The sequence below is a fragment of the Pseudoalteromonas sp. ATL1 genome (assembly GCF_058933015.1).
Window position 1 is genome coordinate 2,068,039 of the sequence record NZ_JBZYXL010000001.1, and the last position, 18,444, is coordinate 2,086,482.

An 18,444-nucleotide genomic window follows, 5' to 3' on the forward strand; every position below is an offset into this window, starting at 1 on the left:
ACCAGTAAGTGGCTGGTCAATCAACCCCTTGGCGTGCTATTTGGTTGCGAAATAGACTACGAGCGAAACCACTGCAACACCCACCGATACGCACGCAGCGCAATTTAGAGCAATTTATTTTGTGATTATCCAGCAGTCAGCAGACGGCATAGTAGCCAAACACCCATCGTAATGGATGGGACACGGTGAAGGCCTGAACATTTAACCGAAGGAATACTTCATGTCTTACTTACATAACTATACGCCACAGCCCTGTGGTTCTGATATGCAGCGTAATGCAGTGCAATCAACCTTCAACTTTGATTTATTCGAACACGTTTTATCAAACGATAATCTTCAACGCGCATGGAAGCAGGTTAAAGCCAACAAAGGCGCAGCGGGTGTAGATGGTATGAAAATAGACCAATTTATCGACTGGGCAAAACAACACTGGCAACAGTGCAAAGCTCAACTCGAAAATGGGACTTATCGTCCACAACCGGTCAAACGCGTTGAAATTGATAAACCCGATGGTGGAAAACGGCAACTCGGCATACCCACAGTGGTCGACCGGGTTATCCAGCAAGCCATTACTCAGGTTTTATCGCCCATCATTGATAACACATTTTCAGATAACAGCTTTGGTTTTCGTCCTAACCGTAACGGCCAACAAGCAGTGAAGCAAGTTCAACAAATTATTAAATCTAAACGCAATATTGCGGTAGATGTCGATTTGTCAAAGTTCTTTGACCGAGTCAATCACGACTTATTGATGCGAAATTTATCACGTCATGTCAAAGATAAACGCTTGCTCAAACTCATTGGCCGTTATTTGAGAGCTGGAATTGATGACTATGGCACGCTAATTCCGAGTTTAGAAGGAGTACCGCAAGGCGGCCCTCTTTCACCTTTATTATCCAACATTATGTTGGATGATTTAGACAAAGAATTGGAGCAACGAGGTCACCAATTTGCCCGTTACGCTGATGATTTTATAATCTTAGTAAAATCAAAACGTGCGGGCGAACGTGTACTTGCCAGCGTTACTCGGTTCCTTGAAACTAAACTCAAATTGCTTGTTAACACGGATAAAAGTCAGGTGGTTAACACCACACAAAGTAAATTCTTAGGGTTTACCTTTAAACGTGGAGCAATCAAATGGCATGACAAAACTCTGCATAAATTTAAGCGACAGGTACGCATTTTAACTAACCGTAATTGGGGCGTGAGCATGCAATATCAGTTGTTTAAATTAAGCCAATATCTAAGCGGATGGATCAATTACTTTGGTATTGCGAACACATACCAGCAATGTGTTGACCTAGACCAATGGATAAGGCGCAGGATCAGGATGTGTTACTGGCGACAATGGCGAAAACCGAGAACTAAAGTAAGAAACCTGATGAAGCGTGGAGTTCATGTGCAAGCAGCTGTTGCCTGTGGCATCACAAGTAAAGGACCTTGGCGCAGTTCCAAAACACCCGGTATTCAACAGGCTTTAAGCTTAAATTATCTGAAAAATGAGGGACTATATTCACTCAGAGACGGATGGATAAAAGTGCATTACCCAAACGGGTAATCTGTTAGATGAAACGCCCTGTGCGGACCCGCATGCAGGGTGTTGTGGGGGCTGAGGGCTAGATACCCTCGGCTACCCGATTATGTCTCTAACTCTAACACCATTAGCTGTGCATTTTTACCATAACTTGAACAAATATCTTCACTAGGCATTTTGATAAAACCAAACTTAGCCCAAAAGCCAGTTGTGTTTTGAACTGATACTAATAGTATTCTTACAAAATTCTGAGCTTGGGCATTATCAATTAGGTTCTGTACTAATTTTTTACCTATATTTTTCCCTCTTCCTTCAATAGCTAAAGCTAGATCATGAACAAATAAAGTAGGGCTGTAAGTTATAGATATTTTTTCATTTAACTTTGGTGGGATTTCACTCGCCCATGGGTGTGCTAATAAGTAAGCTAATACTTTATCTTTATGGTCTGAATATATAGCACAAGTTTGAGGTGATGAACGCCATTTATGTTTTAGAATATTTACATCTTCAGGAGCGATATCTACATAGGCTTCTTCTTGGATTTTTATGATGTCATCCCAAGAGTTTTCAGTAATTGGACTAATTGACATGACAAAAACTCCTAGAGACATAACAGCTTATTCTCTCCCAAAATGTCGGTATAAATACCGACAAAACGGGTTATATTACGTGCTTCAATCTTCTCACGCAAAAAGTTCAATGTAAACAAATCTTAAGCAGCACTAAAAAACTGCCACCGTCAAAATCGGACAAAACGGGCCGTAATAATGTTATTGGACAAATCACAAACTACTGGCTATAAAAACAGTGCTATTTTAATAAATGGAATTGTTTAGAAGTCTCACTATTTAACTATGGTGCAAGAGCACATGGGGGCGTGTTTGGATCTGGCCAATGCCTATTTTGTGGCACCGTTTGCTTTTAACGATGAGCGATAGATGTTCGGTTAATTCTGGTTTGACTATATATCGCAAAAAGAATATCGCAAAAAGAATATCGCAAAAAAGAGGCTTAGGTATTCTAGGCCTCTTTATGTTATTGGTTAGTTTACTGAAAATGACCGACTGAAGCCGGAATAACTGCGTATTTTGCTATCCCAACCACTTTTCCAATGCCCTTGATGTTTGATGCGGTAGGTGCCGGATGGCATATTTGCATCAATGGTCCATTCTAGTTGTGCGAATGAACACGCCAAACAATCGGGCGCAGTATCTCTTATCCACGTGAACTTGGTACTAAAGTCATTGTCAGTTAGAACATTTGTCCAATTACCGTTGCTGTAGCGCTGAACTTCCATAAAGCTTGACATCGTTTTAAAGTTATTTTGCGGATGTCCAGAGCGAAACTTGACCTTTACCGTGTTCCCTCGGCTGTAATGGCTATTTGCATTTTGCCAAGTTTGGCCAAACGATTCCCACAAGCGTTTGTCGTCATAAACCACACCAATGGCATGAACTTTTTGCTTGTTTGACCAATCAAGTGGAGTAGGGCCTACGTTCACACTTTGGCCGCTGCTCAAAGCACTTGCGAGACCTGAATAGATTTGACGGTAGGCTGCAAGCGTATACTGACCGAAAAGATTATGCGCGCCTTCGTAATATTGGATACGGTATTCTTCTTTGGTGGTGATATATCCACTATATGCGTTCGCTAAGCCTGCGAATACAACTCTTGTTATGCCTTTAGTAGCAAGTGTGGCTTGTAGGTCATTTCGCAACCTGCGTGCAGCCATGGTGGTCATTTCACCAGGGACACTCACTAATGCCATATTGCCTATTTGAAATAACTGGAACGGTAAAATATCTGTGTAGAGGTGTGCGGCACCGCCGAGTTTAATTGGTAAAAAGGTGGGTTTGGGATACTGGCAGCGTTCATGGGTTTTACTGCCCAGCACGTTTTTATCAAATCCAAGTAAACCACCAAAATCATTGATGAACTTAAATGCACCGCTGACAGCACCAATTACTGTGTTGCGATCCCATGCAGAGCCTTCGTTATCTTGCGTCATTCCTTCAAATACGCCTGCTTGACCAGACGGGCCATCATGAGTTGCGCCTGCGGTCATTGAAAAGCCAATGGCACCTTCGCAAAGCGCTTGGTTGCTGTCGCCTGTATAGTGGCTTGAAACATTATAGCCGGGCATTTTTACGTATTGAAAACGAAAATCTAAAGGGCCACTTAATGCTTCAGACGCAGAATTGTATAAACTCATGGCTTTGCTATATTGCTTTTGTGCGGATAGCGCTACATTGCCTTCATTGTTGCCTTTACCTGCACATCCATTTTCTTGCCCGCATACATTCGGTGACACATCACCTTCTTCACTGTTAGCAAATGCTGCAACAAACTGGCCTGATAGCGGCCAATTTGCGCCTTTTTGCTTTTCAAATAATTGCGCTGCAAGCCCTTTATTATCGCCTGTGATGAGTCTTTGACTCTGACTGCTCGATACATTGTGAACACCGAACCAGTTCAGCATGCCGATTTCTTGCCCGTTACTTTTCACAAACTTGAGTAGTGTCATGGTTTCGTTGATGTTGTTGGCGTAATCATCTGCATCTGGGTTTTGACCGTATGCTGTTGGGTTGCGGTTAATCGACGCGCCAGATAGTTGCCCCTCATTCACCTTTATACTGCCAAACCCTTTGCTGATGAAAGCATTACGGATGGACTGGTAAATACCGTTGACGATAGTGTTGTAGTTATCCCTATCAAAACCCAGCGCACTCATATTGAGCATAATGTTATGATCATAACCGCCGGGGCCAACATGGACATGGGTTGCACTGAGCATGATGTTATTTTGGTTGAAGTGGGGGGCAAGTAATGGATCGCTCGCAATTTTTTTTAACACACCTTGGTGAACACCTTGCGTAATGCTTAGTAGATCGGCACTCACATAGGCAATGTATCGGTTATTAGTGGGTGTACCAATTACAAACGCACGAGACCAGAGCCTTGTGTGTATGCCCTTGGTTGTTTGTGCAACATCTCCGTAGCCGACCATACCCCTGTCGGCGGCGGGTCCGGTGATATCGTAAATACCCGTGCCAATGATCCAGTCATTATTTGCCTTTGCAACTAAGCTTAGGAGCAACAAAGCAAAGCTGGCGAGTGTTTTCAGCCAGCATGCATATTTTGAGTTATAAAAAGTCATACAAATCCCTAGGCCATGCGGTTTGGCATAGCTGTGTTTATTTTTGTGAAGGATGAGTACCCATAAAGGGCGGTGCTTTCTATACTCGCGAGATAGACAATTGAATATTAGTTCTAAATTTATCAGGCTGGCAACATTTGGTTATCAATTGTTTTTTTAGTTATGGCTTAGCTAGGGAGGCTAAGGTGTAGTACCGAATGCAGTTTTTACTTTTTGGCGTTTAGTGTTTTAGGCTGAGTAATAAGATCGGCTATTTCACGACAGCTGTTTTATACGCTTCAACAACTCTGCAAATAAAGAGGGAATAGTGGGTTAGTGGTGTGCTTTGTAGGCTGATTAAGCTGCGAAGTAGCGCCATCCGAGTTATAATTTACAACGTCGGATGGCGCTTCGGTTATGCCCACCAACGCGGTGTTTGTGAGTTGGTATAGTGAAAATTAATGCGGTTTATTAAGGTAAGTGATTAAATCATCTAAATAAATTCGACGCGTTTCAAAAGTCTCTTTAATGGCGCAGTGCGATTTATAAAAAGAGTGAGTGATGCTTTTTGGGGTATTTTTAATAAGCCCTAAAGGACCATTTAAATCGATAAAACTTCTATCTTCATTTTGGTAATTGTAAGACAACTTCCAAAAAGAGCGCCCGTAGGAAGTGCCGATATAACGCGCATTGTTACTTTTTTTAAGAAAAAGAATAAATCTCGCGTTGGCTTCATAAATCCTTTGGTCGTGTACCCCGTTAGTCCATTCGACGAAAACATATTTGTCAACGTGCTCGCCTCGAAGATTGTTTAGAACTTTTAACTTTGCGTACCCGTCGCCTAAATCTGTCAGTTTGATCTCTTTTGCAATAGCATAAACGATAAGTTCAGACTCCGTTTCAAGTTCAGACCATTCGCTTGGTGCTAACATGGCCCAACAGAGTTTGGGAAACGACAAAAAAATGATTATGAGTATATGAGCAATTTTCAAAAGAGACCTCTAGCACCAAGCATACGATGATTAAGTGAGTTGAGCCAGGTTGGATAAGCTGTGCTACCAGCGTGGCATAAAGAATTGCGCCTCGTTATTCTCTCGCGAAGCGCTTTGAAGCACTAAGCATGCTTTTTATTTGATGGTTTTAAATATGTATTAATGACATAACCCCAAGGCATAGCAAGGATGGGTAACACAATCAGCAAAAATGGAAACAACATACCATCGGTTGTATCTTCAGAGAGTGTACCCACGTGATAAAGCGGTAGCGCAACCAGTGCAAGCCAAATACACTTGTAAACAATTTCTAGCAGCAAAATGGGGATCATTTTTACCGGTTTAAATATGCCAATCAGGGCGAACAACGAAAATGCTGCCCATACGCTCCAGTCCATTGCATCACTAGGGTCCCACGCTTGGTCATATGAAACGATATGCGACCAAACATCAAAGGCTAGAATTGTTGCCATCAGGGTGTAAATCAGTCGCATCGCGTAGATATTAATAGGGCGAATACCATCGTATTTTGCGTTCTGTGAGAATATATAGCTTAACGAGTTCATATAATTTCCTTTTCTACTAGGTTTAACGCTAATCCTCTCCCAAAGTGTCGACAAACAGACTGACAAAACGGGGCTGGCGGTTAATATTTGCACTAAAAATACACCGTGTAAATTGGTCTTTCAGCTCCCTTTTGAAACAATTTATTTCGTGTCTTTTACGTCATTGATAAGTACAGCGAATAGGGTGGGTAAGCGGTGAGTCAGCGCCATCTAACGTAAATATACTTAACACGTCGGATGGCACTTAGCTTAAGCTGTTCTAAAGGTTTATCAATGCTACATTTAACCGTTAAGCACTTTGCACTGAAAGCAGCTCTTGTGCACTGGCTTTGGCGGTTGCACTTATTTTGTCACCACCAATCAACCGGGCAATTTCTTCTACGCGCATATCGTGTTCGAGTGTCTTCATAGAGGTAAAGGTCTCGCCATCTTCGACTTTCTTTGCGACAAAAAATTGCTGATGCCCGCTACACGCAACCTGAGGTAGGTGGGTAACACAAATGACTTGAGTTGACTTACCAAGCTGTCTTAAGAGCTTACCTACTTGTGATGCGGTGGGGCCTGAGATCCCCACATCGACTTCATCGAATATAAGCGTTGGCGTGGTAACTCGTTGAGCAATGATCACTTGAATGGCTAAACTAATACGCGATAGTTCACCACCGGAGGCCACCTTGCCTAATGGTTGCAGTGGTTGCCCTGGGTTGGTTGTTACCAAAAATTCAATTTCATCAAAGCCCTTAGCTGCGGGTTTTTGCTGTGGCTTTTGCGACAGCTCAATAGCGAATTGGCCATTTTCCATCGACAGCGAACACATACTTTTTGTGATCAACTCATTGAGTGTTTTTGCGGCCGCTTGTCGGCTTTCACTCAGGCCTTTTGCCGCAATATTGTAGGCATGGATAGCATCGGCTATCTCGACTTCCAAGGCATCTAGCCTTTGTGAATCTGAGCTGATCTCATCTAATTCAGATTTAAGTTGTTGGTGAAAAGCAAATAGTTCATCGGGTTTAACTGCATGCTTTCTTGCTAAGTCCATGGCTTTTGATAAGCGCTCTTCCAGCTCTTGCAATCGCATGGGATCTTGCTCGATATTTTCACCATAGCTGCGTACTTCACGGCACGCTTCTTCAACTTGTACAGCCGCTTCTTCCAGCATTTGCGCAATGGAGTTGAGCTGTGCATCGTAACTTGCAAGTTGAAAAAACTGCTGGGCACTGTGTTGTAACTGGCTCAGTACAGTTTGGTCATCTTGCTCATACAAATGTTGCAGTTCACGCTGGCATGTTTCGAGTATGGTTTGGCTGTGGCTCAACCGACTGTGTTCCATTTCAATTTGCTCAAACTCACCGTCTTCAAGTGCGAACTCGTCAAGCTCAGCAACTTGATATTCAAGTAACTGTTGCTTGGCAACTTGCGCTTGTTGCTGCTTTTGCAGCTCGTTGTACTCTTTTTGCAGTTTATTAAAGTAGCTGTATTGCGCGGTTACGGTGTTGAGTAAAGTACTGTGCCCTGCGTAAGCATCGAGTAAATGCAGTTGATGCTCTGGTTTGAGCAGCAGTTGGTGGGCATGTTGTCCATGGATAGAAATCAGATACTGGCCAAGCTCTTTTAACTGGCTTGCGGTAACCGCTACGCCATTAATGTAGCTTTTGCTGCGACCATTTTTACTGATCACACGGCGTAAAATGCAGTCGTGCTCTTCATTATTGAGCATGTGTTCTTTTAAAAATTGTTGAGCGATGGGTAACTTTGAAACATCAAAATGGGCGCTAAGTTGCGCTTTATCGGTATTTGGGCGAATAGCGGATGGGTCAGCGCGTTCACCAAGACACAAAGATAGGGCATCAATAGCAATGGATTTACCTGCGCCCGTTTCACCGGTAATAGCGGTCATACCTTCATGCCATTCAACATGAAGTGCGTTTACGATAGCAAAATTTTTAATTTCTAAGTTAATAAGCATACTGTGCATCCAAACAGTGGTTATACTGTTAATCTATACAGTATGCTTATTAAAAGCAACTTGAATTTTTAACTGTGAGCTGAGAATTTAGCTGGTTGTCAGTCTTTGTCTCGCGGCGCTCATTCGTTGTTGCGTTTTGTTGATATCCTGCTGACTTTCTTCATCGCTAGACTCCTCGCTATCTGCATCGGAATCTTCTTGTTGAAGCTCTGCGGGTAGGTCTGGTGTTTTGATCAATGTGATAAGTGCTGGCAAAATTTCGTAGTAAAAGTCTTTGTTATAGGCGATACCGGCCGTTGGTAGCTCTGCGACAAAATATTGCAATTGTTCAGCAAGTAAATCAAGACGGCCCACGTCATGACACTTACCCAATTCAGCGCCTACTGTGCGAGTAAATTGTGCGCTCACTTGCTCGAGTTGATTTAAGTTTTGTTCAGTATGTGCTTGGACCACAAAAAAGTTACCCACAATGGCATTGATCTTAGGCGCATATTTAGGGCGAAGGATCTTGGCATCCACGTACTCTTGCGTTCTTATTTTAAAATGCGTGGTGATCTCTTTTAGACGGTCGTTGAATATTTTTTTCTCCGCTTCGCGTGCTTTTTTTCTGTTGTTTTCAATAACTACATACACACCTAGCAAGGTGATAAGTAGTATGAGCGTGAAAAAAACAATGTAACTGATCATAAATGCTAAAATTTCCTAAATTAGAAAAATATCTGCCCCTATTTTGCGGCAAAAATGTGGCATTAGTAAAGTCTACTGCCCCAATTTAATTTTTGTCTGAGCACATTGTAATACGAGTAAGATTTAGGATGGATCAAACGCAGCTTCTTATCAGCTTTTTTGATGACCACTTCATCACCCGGTAGTACGGCCAAGACTACATGACTATCGCAGCTTACTTGTAAGCTGGCTGTATTTTCAATACTTAACTTCAGGCGAACCTCGTTATCAGCATCCACAACCAAAGGACGACTCGATAAGGTATGGGGAAACATAGGGACGAGCGCCAATGCATTGAGTTCAGGTGTTAGAATAGGACCGCCGCCAGATAAAGAATAGGCTGTTGAGCCGGTCGGCGTTGATACAATCAGGCCATCAGAACGCTGCGAGAAGACAAAATCCCCATTAATAAATGCTTCAAATTCAATCATGTGAGCGACTTTGTCTGCGTGTAACACTGCTTCATTGACGGCTAAATTAGCGCTTTTAAGCTGAGCATGTCGATACACTTCGACTTCTAATAAGAAGCGTGATTCTGAAATATATTCACCACGTAGCACTTCTTCCAAGCTTGCTTCAAAGCCTTCCGGATTTAAGTCGGTTAAAAACCCTAAATTACCTCGGTTAACCCCAATCACGGCGACATCAAATCGGGCAAGGACACGTGCGGCACCGAGCATGTTACCATCACCACCGACCACAATGGCTAAATCACATAGATTACCCAGTTCAACCAATTCGGTGAGTACATTGTTATCAACATTGGAAATTTGTGCACCAACGCGTGATTCAACGAGCACAGTGTAACCAAGTGCTTGCAAAAAGGTATATAAGCGTTGTAAGGTCAACGCCGCGCCTTCATGGTTAGGCTTTCCTATTAAGCCTATGGTTTTGAAGGGAGTCGTCATGTTGAGTGTCCTTGAAAAATATAGCGCAAGACTAACTTAAAAAGTTACGACTTGAAACTGGCAAATGATGTCACTACTTAAATAATATGAAATTAACAGCACGCGACCAACAAATCTTCTCAGCCGTAATGAGCTTGTACTGTAATGGTGAAGGGCATCCTGTTGCTTCGAGTAAAATTGCCAAGCAAAAAGGAATGGCAGTTTGCTCGGCTACAGTTCGCAATGCCATGGCTCGGTTGGAAAAAGAAGGGCTTTTGTATTCACCGCACACGTCAGCCGGACGTGTTCCCACAGACTCAGGCCTAAGGTATTGGCTTGATGAGTATTTTTCGTTACCAGATATTGCAAATTATTGGCAGCCTGAGCAAAACCAGTTGGTGGAGCTTGCACATAGCTTGAGCCAACGATTTAACGTTTGTTGCTGTGTAGGGTTACCGCAGGCGAGTTCTCAGTTGGTTTTTCGTGTTGAGGTACTCGCTTTTGACAGTGCATCTTGGTTAGTTTTACTCATTGATAGAGCAGGTCAGTCGCAGAACATCTGTATCAACAAACCGGCAGATGACAGCGATAAACACAGATACTTGTTTGCCGCTTGGATGAATACGGTTTTTAGCCAGCAAACGCTGATTGAAGGCCTACATAGAATGCGCGCCATGGCACATAGTGCGCCTGAAAGTTGTCGAGAGCAATTGACGCAATGGACCCGGGAGCTTAACCAACAGCTTGGTACTGATAATAGTATTGTGGTTGGAGAACGTTACCTGTACCAAGCCTTGGGTATCGATAAGGAACTCAATATTGGGGTGTCATTTTTACATCAAGTAGAAGACAGATTAGCGTTTAAAAACGGATTATCGGTTTTGATGGGCTCTGAGTTAAGCACATTGAATGTTAAACAAGCGCTTGTTTTGAGCTTGCCTTATTTTCAAAGTGGTGAATACCAAAGTCGCTTTTGCGTTATTTGCCCTGCAAATGCGCCGATTGAAGCAATCATCACACAATTTTCTCAAATCAGTCCATCAAGGGGTTGAAACTAAAAATTCAATCCCCATAATTAGCGACAGTTGTAAAGAATTGGAGAAATCTTACATGTCTGAGCAAACCAATGCCCCTGAACATGAACAAGAAGCTGTGGATCAAGTAGAACAAGCAGCGCAAACGCAAGAAGAAGTGCAAGAAGAAGTGCAAGAACAAGCAGAACAAGGTGAATTAAGCCCTGAAGAAGAAATTGCGGGTTTATACGCTGAATTAGAAGCGGCTAAGCAAACGATTAAAGATCAGCAAGACAGTGTTGTAAGAGCTGCGGCTGACGTTGAAAATATGCGTCGTCGTGCAGCACAGGATGTTGAGAAGGCACATAAGTTTGCACTAGAAAAATTTGCAAACGAGCTGTTACCTGTTATTGACAACCTAGAGCGTGCGATTGAGTTCTCTGATAAAGAAAACGAAACATTGAAGCCTATTCTTGAAGGCATTGATATGACGCTTAAGAGCTTTTCTGACGCAGTTGCTAAATTTGGCGTTGAAACAGTTAACCCTCAAGGTGAAGCGTTTAATCCAGAATTACACCAAGCTATGTCGATTCAGCCAAGTAATGATGTATCGCCAAATACCGTACTTGCAGTGATGCAAAAAGGGTATACATTAAATGGCCGTTTGTTACGACCTGCGATGGTTATGGTATCTAAAGAAGCTGAATAAGTAGATATTTAGACGAAAAAGCCGATGTTAATCGGCTTTTTTTATGCGGTTTTTTTGCACTACTTGGTAAACGACACTGAGCAAAACTGCCGCAAGCATTAAACTTGCGAAGGGCAGTGCACTGGCGGGCTTAATAAAAGCTAATATAGGACCAACAAGGGCACCACTGCCAAAACGTAGTGTACCGATCACAGCTGTGGCTGTGCCTGTGTGTTGTTCAAAAGCGAGTAAAATAAGCGCGTCGGCGTTACTGGCGATGATCCCTAAACTCATCATCAGTGGTGCTACCGTACTTGCAAATATCCAAACATTAACCGACATGGTACTTTCAACCACCAGAACGCTGCCAGCAACTAAGCCGATAGCTAGACCTAAATAGAGCATTCGCCGAGATCCTAGCTTTGGTACCAACCGTGTATTTAAAAAGTTGCCAAACATCAGTGCCATGACGTTTAAGGCGAATAGAATACCAAATAGCTGCTCCGATACTGCAAAATAATCAAGGTATACAAAAGGCACCGAGGTTAAGAAGCAGAAAAATGCAAACGATGAAGCCATGGAAGTGAGTATGTCAAAGCGGCTCATTTTATTTGACAGTACGGTGTGGTAGTTTTTCAGGAAAAACGAGATGGATAGCTTGCTAGTGTTGAAATTGGGCACATCGATATTACTCACAGAGCAACAGGCCAATACGATAAAGCCATAGATTGCCAGACTCCAGAATATCGCACTCCAATGCCAAATGAGCATCAGGCCCGCACCGATACTGGGCGCCAATAAAGGTGCTAGCATCATGATCATTGACACATAAGACATGCCTTTTGCTGTATCTTGCTGATAGTAATGTCTGATGATACCTGGTACGACGACACTGGCTGCTGCCCCAGAAAAGGCTTGTATAACACGCAATAGGTTAAATATTTCAATATTGGTCGTTAAAGCTAACATCACAGAGCTTATAGCAAAGCCCGATAAACCAATGCGTGCCAGTAGCGTACGAGAGTATCGGTCTGCGAGAGGTCCGAAAACCAGCATGCCCAGTGCATATCCAGCTAAATAACAACTTAAAGAAACTTGAACATGTTCTAGTGAAGTATTTAATTGTTCAGCAATGGCGAGCATTGCGGGTAAATATAAATCTATCGCCAGTGGCGTTAGCGCGACGATGCTAGCCAATAAAGGTAAAAACAAGCGGCCTAAAGAATGTGAATGTTGCACGAGGATCCATTATAAGAACTTTTGCTCATTATAGCGTGAGCGCTGAAATTAAGCTTAAGTTAATAGTTAAACGGCAAATATTTAAGGCAAATGTGCACAATTGCCAAGGCCTGCTCTTGAGTCATCGCAAAGATGTTTTAAACTAGCAGCAAGCTTATGTTATTAGGAATTAACAGTATGAAAAGAGTACTGACGACTTTAGCAAGTGCGGTGGTGATATCGCTTGCCGTATCTGGATGTAAAACCTCACCAACTGGGCGCACGCAAATTGCGCTCTATTCAGATCAGAAAATGAATGAAATGGGTGTGGCCAGCTTTGAACAAATGAAAGAGCAACAAGCCATTGAATCGGACAAAAAAACCAATGCGTACGTTAAATGTATTGCAGATCAGTTGATAGCACAGCTACCCGCTGACTACGCAAATCAACAATGGGAAGTGGTGGTTTTCAAAGAACCCAGTGCAAATGCTTTTGCTTTACCGGGTGGAAAAATCGGTGTGCATACTGGATTGTTAGAGGTTGCCAAGAATCAACATCAGTTAGCGGCTGTAATGGGCCATGAAGTTGGGCATGTCATTGCTCAGCACGCCAATGAGCGGATGTCGCAAAATAGTTTGTTGCAGTTTGGTTTGCAAGCAAGCAATGCGGCATTACAGATGGGGGATGTGCAATATCGCGACGCCATTATGCAAGGTTTAGGGTTAGGTGCCCAATTTGGTGTGGCATTGCCTTTTAGTCGCTCTCATGAAAGCGAAGCGGACATTATTGGCTTGGATTTAATGGCTAAAGCGGGATTTGATCCGCAAGGTTCTGTTGATCTTTGGCAGAACATGGAAGCCGCATCGGGTGAACGTCCACCTGAATTTATGTCAACCCACCCAGCACCACAAAGCCGTATTGCAAATTTACAGCAGGGCATGGCAAGTGCGAATGAGTTGAAGCAGGCGGCTTGGCAAGCTGGGCGAAAACCCATGTGTCAGTGAGCCTAGAGTATTTAAAAGCATGCGCCACAAGGCGCATGCTTTTTCGTTCAAGTGCTATATTTAGGGTTGCTCATAGATTTGGCAGCATCGTATTTTAAGAAGTTTGATCTGGCTCAAAATAGTGTGTAACTAAAAGTGGGGGAGGACAAAAGTCCTTATCCAAAAAGCCTTATTTCTCTATGCTCGCCAGCTATCTACACAGTACGTGCACTTAGATAGGCGGGGTTGAATACCGATTGCTTATGTACAAGTGAATTCATGCAATAATCAAGTGGAATCAATATGCAACAATTACCTACGGTCGATTATCAAGCGCCAGATGCAGCAGCGCAATTTGTCGAGTCTCTACGCAACACAGGTTTCGGTGTTTTAAAGAACCACCCAATTCCTCAATCGCTTGTAGAGTCTATCTATAAGAACTGGCAGGAGTTTTTTGACTCTGAGCAAAAGCACGAGTTCTTATACGACAAACAGACTCAAGACGGCTACTTCCCACCAGAAGTATCTGAGGTAGCGAAAGGTTTCACAGTAAAAGACATTAAAGAGTACTTTCACGTTTACCCGAAGGGTCGCGTACCTGCACAATTAGAAGCTGAGGTTCGTGAATACTACCGTTTAGCAAACGAATTTGCAGCGCAATTATTAAGTTGGGTTCAAGAACAAGCGCCTGAAGATGTACGCGCTAAGTTTTCTATCGATCTAAAAGATATGATTGCAGATTCAGATCAAACATTACTGCGTATATTGCATTACCCACCAATGACGGGTGATGAAGAACCAGGCGCAATTCGTGCCGCGGCGCACGGTGATATCAACTTACTCACTGTATTACCTGCTGCGAATGAGCCTGGTTTGCAAGTGCAAACTCAAGATGGTGGCTGGTTAGATGTACCATGTGATTTTGGGTCATTGATCATCAACATAGGTGACATGTTGCAAGAAGCGTCGGGTGGTTATTTCCCATCGACAATTCACCGTGTAATCAACCCAACGGGTAAAGCGTCAACGAAATCGCGTATTTCATTACCGTTATTTTTACATCCAAGACCAGACGTCGTGTTGTCAGAGCGTTACACTGCGGATAGTTACCTCCAAGAACGATTAACTGAACTTGGTGTTAAATAAAAAAGGCGGCTAGGCCGCTTTTTTTATGCAAAACAAACATATACATTTACTTCAGCACATCCTTTGTTTATAAATACTCAATATTGTTAGCAAAATTTCGCTGACAACTTCGCTATTCTGTGCAATATTAGAATTTTTCATTGTCGAGTAAATTGGCAAAAAAAATAATGACAACGCTGTCATTTTGTGTGTAACATTAATTCAACACGACTGAATGCTCAGCAATTACTAATAAAAATGAGCCAAACCAAATCGATAGAGGTCACTATATGATGGCTAAACAGGTACAACAAGACCAGTTATATATAGGTATAGATGGCGGAGGAACAAAATGCCGCGCTACTATCTACTCTCAACAGCACGGTGTGTTAGGTACTGGTCTGGGCGGTCCAGCAAATCCTCTTCATGGACTCGAACGTACCTTAGAGTCAATCATGGTGTCTACTCAGCTTGCTTTACAAGATGCAGGGTTGAGAGTTGAACAAGTTCACGAGCTGAATGCGGGTATGGGATTAGCGGGTGTAAATTTGCCTGCCTTGTATGACAAAATTATGCAGTGGGACCACCCATTTCAGCATATGTTTTTAACGACTGATTTACATACGGCGTGTATCGGTGCCCACGAGGGTGAAGATGGAGCCGTGATCATCACAGGCACAGGTTCATGTGGCTTTGCTATTGTCGATGGTAAATCGGTGAATTATGGTGGCCATGGTTTTGCACAAGGTGATATCGGCAGTGGTGCGTGGATGGGTCTTGAAGCGATTAAGGCCGCTTTACTCGATTTGGATGGCTTAGGCCCTTCGACGGCGATGAGTGAGATGTTCAAAACACACTTCAATACCACGACAGCGATGGGGGTTGCGGAACAAATGGCGGGTCAACCTTCAAGCGGATATGCAAAATTAGCGCGCTATGTACTTGGAGCTGCAGAGCAACAAGATGAAGTTGCTTTGGCTATCGTAACTCAAGGCGCTGATTATATTAGCCGCCTTGCTAAACGTTTACTCGAGAATAACCCGCCACGATTGTCGATGATTGGTGGTCTTGCTGAGCCACTCAAAAAGTGGTTAGAGCCAGAGGTTGCTGCGAAAGTAGAGTTACCTAAACAACCTCCAGAAATGGGTGCTATTTATTACGCCATTCAAAATATTGAACAAAACATTAAGGCCAATTGATGAGTAAGCAAACGTACCGAGCCAAACGTCTATTTGATGGCTATGAGTTTAAGGAAAATGTACTTTTTTCGGTCGAGCAGGGAAAAGTACGCATTTTATCAAAGCCGCTAGAAAATGATGTGGTTGAACTAAAGGGGCTAGTTGTCCCAGGTTTCATTGATGTTCAAGTCAATGGTGGTGGTGGTGCGTTTTTTAACGCGGACCAAAGCACTGAATGTTTGAACAAAATGGTATTGGCCCATGGGCAGTATGGCTCAACTGCGCTGATGCCTACTTTGATCACCGATAAAATTGAAGTCATGAACGCTGCGGCAGATGCGATAGCCGAGGCGATTGCTAGCAAGCAAATGGGGGTTGTTGGCGTTCATTTTGAAGGGCCACACCTGTCACATCCCAAAAAAGGCACTCATAGTGAGCAATATATTCGTCCTATCACGGAAGAAGAATTTGCAATTTATGCGCGTCAAGACTTAGGTATCAAAATGGTGACTTTAGCACCAGAAACGATACCACTGGCGGATATTGAACGCCTAGTGGAGTTGGGTGTTAAGGTTTGTATTGGCCACTCAAACGCAGACTATGACACCACAAATGCAGCTCTTCGAGCTGGCGCTGACGGGTTTACGCATTTATTCAACGCAATGTCGGCATTTACGTCTCGAGAACCGGGTGTAGTAGGTGCGGCACTGTGGGACGACAACAGCTGGTGTGGATTGATTGTGGATGGTCACCATGTTCACGCTACGTCTGCGAAACTTGCTATCCGCACAAAGCAGCGAGGTAAAATGCTATTGGTGACGGATGCAATGCCGCCAGTCGGCACGGATGACACTGAGTTCGACTTTTTTGATGGTCGTAAAGTGATCCGCACAGGAGATAGGCTCAATTCCACAACCGGTGAATTGGCTGGAAGTGTGTTAGATATGGCCAGTGCTGTTCGAAATACGGTTCGCGACCTTGATGTTGCATTGCCTGAAAGCTTAAGAATGGCGTCACTTTACCCTGCTCAATACTTGGGCTTGAATAACAAAGGTCATTTGCTAGAAGGTGCTGACGCGGACTTTGTTGTCCTCGATGACGATTTGTTTGCGACGGCGACCTATATTGCTGGCTACAAGCTTTAGATTTTCCCTGAATAAAAACCCCGTTGCAGTATAACGGGGCTTTTTTGTTTTAGAAGGTGTAAAAATGACAATAAAAACAACAAAAAAGAGATTGGCGTCGCTAGATGCGTTACGCGGTATGGACATGTTCTGGATTTTGGGTGGCCAATCGATATTTGCTGCGTTGTTTGTGCTCACAGGATGGCAGGGGTGGAAACTTTTTGAAGCGCATACAGTGCATAGCCCATGGCATGGTTTTACCTTTTACGACTTAATTTTTCCACTTTTTATCTTTTTGTCTGGTGTCGCTATGGGGCTATCACCTAAGCGCATCGATCACTTGCCTTATAACGAAAGGCGACCTTACTACCAAAAAGCCTTAAAAAGACTGTTGTTGTTATGTTTGCTTGGCATTTTGTATAACCATGGTTGGGGTACCGGCATTCCTGCTGCGCTTGACGAAATTCGTTATGCCAGTGTTTTAGGGCGAATTGCAATTGCTTGGTTCTTCTGTGTTTTACTCGTGTGGCATACCTCGGCTCGTGTTCAAGCGATAGTGGGTACTGGCATCTTGCTGTTTTATTGGATACTTTTGTGCTTTATTCCCGTGCCGGGCGGTGTCGCAGGTGATTTATCGGCCACAGGCAGTTGGAACGCATGGTTTGATAAATACCTACTACCGGGGATCAGCTATCAAAACCGAGTTGTTGACCCTGAAGGGGTATTATCAAGCCTGCCAGCCATAGTAAATGCCATCGCAGGTGTTTTTGCTGGTCGATTTATTGCAAAAGCACAGCAGTTCGGGCAGTGGAAAAGCGTGGCCGCACTGTTTTTTGCTGGTGTTGCATGTGTGATACTGGGTTGGGTATGGGATTTGCACTTTCCGGTAAATAAAGAGCTGTGGACGAGTTCATTTGTACTCGTTACTGTCGGTTGGAGTACCATATTATTTGCAGTTTTTTATGCGCTAGTTGACATTGTAAATGGTGAAAAACTGGCCTATCCGTTTGTGATTATTGGTGCTAACTCTATTATCATTTATCTCGCCTCGTCCTTGGTTAATTGGCAGTACATTAGCAAAAGTGTATTTGGTGGTGTTATTGCCAGTGCATCACCCAATTTGCAGCCTTTGTTGGCAGTTATCGCTTTGTTATTAGTGCAGCTTTTAGTATTGCACTGGATGTATAAACGCAAGATTTTTGTTAGTGTTTAACGCTGAGTTGAAATTATTTTAAGCAACGAAAGCCCGCGATATACGTGGGCTTTCGTATTTTTGGAGTTAAAATAGTGAAATTTTTCTTCACTTT

Annotated in this window: 16 protein-coding genes; 8 read left to right on the forward strand and 8 right to left on the reverse strand. The window is 43.2% G+C overall.

The annotated features are described in order from the left end of the window. The first annotated feature begins 220 nt into the window (after window positions 1-220). Window positions 221-1,558 carry a group II intron reverse transcriptase/maturase gene (gene ltrA / locus AC5FX4_RS09300; protein ID WP_493606139.1) on the forward strand — a complete coding sequence of 446 codons (1,338 nt, stop codon included), beginning with the start codon at window positions 221-223 and terminating at the stop codon, window positions 1,556-1,558. Between the two features lie 80 nt (window positions 1,559-1,638). Here the strand turns inward: ltrA and AC5FX4_RS09305 are convergent, their stop codons facing one another. From AC5FX4_RS09305 to nadK, 7 genes are all read right to left on the reverse strand, one after another. After that, the gene (locus tag AC5FX4_RS09305) at window positions 1,639-2,124 is read right to left on the reverse strand and encodes a GNAT family N-acetyltransferase (RefSeq protein WP_493606140.1); all 486 of its coding nucleotides are present in this window, start codon (window positions 2,122-2,124) and stop codon (window positions 1,639-1,641) included. A 452-nt stretch (window positions 2,125-2,576) separates the two neighbouring features. After that, the gene (locus tag AC5FX4_RS09310) at window positions 2,577-4,691 is read right to left on the reverse strand and encodes a neutral/alkaline non-lysosomal ceramidase N-terminal domain-containing protein (RefSeq protein ID WP_493606141.1); all 2,115 of its coding nucleotides are present in this window, start codon (window positions 4,689-4,691) and stop codon (window positions 2,577-2,579) included. A gap of 437 nt (window positions 4,692-5,128) precedes the next feature. Continuing rightward, window positions 5,129-5,602: a hypothetical protein gene (locus AC5FX4_RS09315; protein WP_493606142.1), complete on the reverse strand. Its 474-nt coding sequence runs from the start codon at window positions 5,600-5,602 to the stop codon at window positions 5,129-5,131. 182 nt (window positions 5,603-5,784) lie between these two features. Further along, entirely contained in the window at window positions 5,785-6,228 is a 444-nt protein-coding gene (locus AC5FX4_RS09320) for a hypothetical protein (RefSeq protein WP_493606143.1), read from the reverse strand. Window positions 6,229-6,517: 289 nt separating this feature from the next. Then, complete coding sequence (gene recN, locus AC5FX4_RS09325; RefSeq protein WP_493606144.1) at window positions 6,518-8,194, reverse strand: DNA repair protein RecN; 1,677 nt, start codon at window positions 8,192-8,194, stop codon at window positions 6,518-6,520. An 87-nt stretch (window positions 8,195-8,281) separates the two neighbouring features. Beyond that, window positions 8,282-8,878 carry a hypothetical protein gene (locus AC5FX4_RS09330; protein WP_493607798.1) on the reverse strand — a complete coding sequence of 199 codons (597 nt, stop codon included), beginning with the start codon at window positions 8,876-8,878 and terminating at the stop codon, window positions 8,282-8,284. A gap of 65 nt (window positions 8,879-8,943) precedes the next feature. Next, window positions 8,944-9,828, reverse strand: a complete 885-nt coding sequence (nadK, locus tag AC5FX4_RS09335) for an NAD(+) kinase (protein ID WP_493606145.1) — start codon at window positions 9,826-9,828, stop codon at window positions 8,944-8,946. A gap of 86 nt (window positions 9,829-9,914) precedes the next feature. Between nadK and AC5FX4_RS09340 the strand changes: the two genes are divergently transcribed. Both AC5FX4_RS09340 and grpE read left to right on the forward strand, forming a co-directional pair. Next, a complete protein-coding gene (locus AC5FX4_RS09340) occupies window positions 9,915-10,859 on the forward strand; it encodes an HrcA family transcriptional regulator (protein ID WP_493606146.1) in 945 nt (314 codons plus the stop codon). A gap of 58 nt (window positions 10,860-10,917) precedes the next feature. Next, complete coding sequence (grpE, locus tag AC5FX4_RS09345) at window positions 10,918-11,529, forward strand: nucleotide exchange factor GrpE (RefSeq protein ID WP_493606147.1); 612 nt, start codon at window positions 10,918-10,920, stop codon at window positions 11,527-11,529. 27 nt (window positions 11,530-11,556) lie between these two features. On the opposite strand, the gene AC5FX4_RS09350 is transcribed toward grpE, so the two are convergent. Beyond that, entirely contained in the window at window positions 11,557-12,747 is a 1,191-nt protein-coding gene (locus tag AC5FX4_RS09350; RefSeq protein WP_493606148.1) for a Bcr/CflA family multidrug efflux MFS transporter, read from the reverse strand. A 177-nt stretch (window positions 12,748-12,924) separates the two neighbouring features. Between AC5FX4_RS09350 and AC5FX4_RS09355 the strand changes: the two genes are divergently transcribed. The 5 genes from AC5FX4_RS09355 (at window position 12,925) to nagX (ending at window position 18,350) form a co-directional block, all read left to right on the forward strand. Continuing rightward, window positions 12,925-13,731, forward strand: a complete 807-nt coding sequence (locus tag AC5FX4_RS09355; protein ID WP_493606149.1) for a M48 family metallopeptidase — start codon at window positions 12,925-12,927, stop codon at window positions 13,729-13,731. A gap of 282 nt (window positions 13,732-14,013) precedes the next feature. Next, window positions 14,014-14,856, forward strand: coding sequence for an isopenicillin N synthase family dioxygenase (locus AC5FX4_RS09360; protein WP_493606150.1), 843 nt, complete (start codon window positions 14,014-14,016; stop codon window positions 14,854-14,856). Between the two features lie 269 nt (window positions 14,857-15,125). Then, window positions 15,126-16,034, forward strand: coding sequence for an N-acetylglucosamine kinase (gene nagK, locus AC5FX4_RS09365; RefSeq protein WP_493606151.1), 909 nt, complete (start codon window positions 15,126-15,128; stop codon window positions 16,032-16,034). After that, the gene (gene nagA, locus AC5FX4_RS09370) at window positions 16,034-17,158 is read left to right on the forward strand and encodes an N-acetylglucosamine-6-phosphate deacetylase (protein WP_493606152.1); all 1,125 of its coding nucleotides are present in this window, start codon (window positions 16,034-16,036) and stop codon (window positions 17,156-17,158) included. The genes nagK and nagA overlap by 1 nt, the downstream gene beginning before the upstream one ends. A gap of 64 nt (window positions 17,159-17,222) precedes the next feature. Further along, a complete protein-coding gene (gene nagX / locus AC5FX4_RS09375) occupies window positions 17,223-18,350 on the forward strand; it encodes a transmembrane glucosamine N-acetyltransferase NagX (protein ID WP_493606153.1) in 1,128 nt (375 codons plus the stop codon). Window positions 18,351-18,444: the final 94 nt, after the last annotated feature.

Coding starts and splice junctions, on each gene's coding strand:
- AC5FX4_RS09305 (WP_493606140.1), bottom strand. CDS start 2,124: ATGTCAATTAGTCCAATTACTGAAAACTCTTGGGATGACATCATAAAA.
- AC5FX4_RS09310 (WP_493606141.1), bottom strand. CDS start 4,691: ATGACTTTTTATAACTCAAAATATGCATGCTGGCTGAAAACACTCGCC.
- AC5FX4_RS09320 (WP_493606143.1), bottom strand. CDS start 6,228: ATGAACTCGTTAAGCTATATATTCTCACAGAACGCAAAATACGATGGT.
- recN (WP_493606144.1), bottom strand. CDS start 8,194: ATGCTTATTAACTTAGAAATTAAAAATTTTGCTATCGTAAACGCACTT.
- nagX (WP_493606153.1), top strand. CDS start 17,223: ATGACAATAAAAACAACAAAAAAGAGATTGGCGTCGCTAGATGCGTTA.
- ltrA (WP_493606139.1), top strand. CDS start 221: ATGTCTTACTTACATAACTATACGCCACAGCCCTGTGGTTCTGATATG.
- nagA (WP_493606152.1), top strand. CDS start 16,034: ATGAGTAAGCAAACGTACCGAGCCAAACGTCTATTTGATGGCTATGAG.
- nagK (WP_493606151.1), top strand. CDS start 15,126: ATGATGGCTAAACAGGTACAACAAGACCAGTTATATATAGGTATAGAT.
- AC5FX4_RS09355 (WP_493606149.1), top strand. CDS start 12,925: ATGAAAAGAGTACTGACGACTTTAGCAAGTGCGGTGGTGATATCGCTT.
- AC5FX4_RS09315 (WP_493606142.1), bottom strand. CDS start 5,602: ATGTTAGCACCAAGCGAATGGTCTGAACTTGAAACGGAGTCTGAACTT.
- AC5FX4_RS09360 (WP_493606150.1), top strand. CDS start 14,014: ATGCAACAATTACCTACGGTCGATTATCAAGCGCCAGATGCAGCAGCG.
- grpE (WP_493606147.1), top strand. CDS start 10,918: ATGTCTGAGCAAACCAATGCCCCTGAACATGAACAAGAAGCTGTGGAT.
- AC5FX4_RS09340 (WP_493606146.1), top strand. CDS start 9,915: ATGAAATTAACAGCACGCGACCAACAAATCTTCTCAGCCGTAATGAGC.
- nadK (WP_493606145.1), bottom strand. CDS start 9,828: ATGACGACTCCCTTCAAAACCATAGGCTTAATAGGAAAGCCTAACCAT.